The organism is Mesorhizobium sp. A623 (assembly GCF_054489405.1).
Map to the genome: position 1 here is coordinate 1 of NZ_JBTMXB010000127.1, position 1,014 is coordinate 1,014.

Consider the following 1,014-nt stretch of genomic DNA (forward strand, 5'->3'; position numbering starts at 1 on the left):
GGCCGTGTTGCAGGGATCAGAATTTGATCGGAGAGCGCCCTGCCGGTGACAATTCTCATGCCACGCGTTCGAACTCGGCACGGCCGAGTCTGGTCATTCGGTTCAAGATACTGACGCCTATGGCGGCCTCGGTTCGTTGGTTGGCAAGGGTCCTCGCCTTTAACTTCGGCCCGATGACGGTCTTCCAGCGACCCATCTGGGCCTCGATCCGAGAGCGCTGATTGTAACCGCTGGATTTCTGCCAGCTCATTCTGCCTTGGGTTGCGATCACGTCGATATGGCAGTCCCGCGAGGTCGGATCGTGTGTCGCGTCGGCGCTCAACACGGCGTTCTTCGGCGGCGGGATGATGATTTCGATCTGGTCACCAAACCGCGCGTCGACAAGATCGCTGACGGATGCCCCGTCATAGGCACCGTCGGCAATGAACCGCGCGACGGGCGCGTCGATCTGGGCCAGAAGTTCCGGGAGCACCGTGGTGTCGCCGATGCTTTCCACCGTCAGATCGGCACAGAGGATCTCGCCGCTGAGAAGGTCGAGTCCAAGGTGTAATTTACGCCAGGATACACAGGCTCATTGGTCGGCGGGCGCTTTCCGACGCGTATCTTCAAGACGGCGCCTCGCCGAGACAAGGTCGAGAAACAAGGCGCAGCGATGGTGGCGCCAGTCAGCTGCGCGATGGAGCGCACAAAGCCCTGCGTCTGTCGCAGTGGAAGGCCGAATACGAGCCGCAGAGTCAGGCAAATCTCGATCGCCATATCTGAATATAGCGCCTGACCACCCCGAGTCTTCCGGCGTGACGCTGACCATAAATCGGCCACGCCGCCCTCAAACCAGATCGTCAGGTCCCCACGACGGCGAAGGGCCTCATTGTATTCCGTCCAGTTCGTCACCCGGTGCCGCTGCCTCGGGAGCATATGGCGGCGAGCGTCATTGAACTTATGCGGCATGCAATCAATCCTGTCCGGCAGGTACAACCTTAATACCCGCCAAAGCCCGATCCCTGCAACAACGTC

2 protein-coding genes are annotated in these 1,014 nt (G+C 60.4%); both read right to left on the minus strand.

Going from position 1 to position 1,014, the window contains the following annotated elements; genetic code table 11:
* Nucleotides 1-55: 55 nt before the first annotated feature.
* Entirely contained in the window at nucleotides 56-517 is a 462-nt protein-coding gene (locus ACX3P1_RS28195; RefSeq protein WP_459083111.1) for a transposase, read from the minus strand.
* Nucleotides 499-948 carry a transposase gene (locus ACX3P1_RS28200; RefSeq protein WP_459083113.1) on the minus strand — a complete coding sequence of 150 codons (450 nt, stop codon included), beginning with the start codon at nucleotides 946-948 and terminating at the stop codon, nucleotides 499-501. Before ACX3P1_RS28200 ends, ACX3P1_RS28195 begins: the two co-directional genes overlap by 19 nt.
* Nucleotides 949-1,014: the final 66 nt, after the last annotated feature.

Excerpts from the sequence above, each read along its gene's own strand:
- ACX3P1_RS28200 (WP_459083113.1), bottom strand. The coding sequence starts at position 948 with ATGCCGCATAAGTTCAATGACGCTCGCCGCCATATGCTCCCGAGGCAG.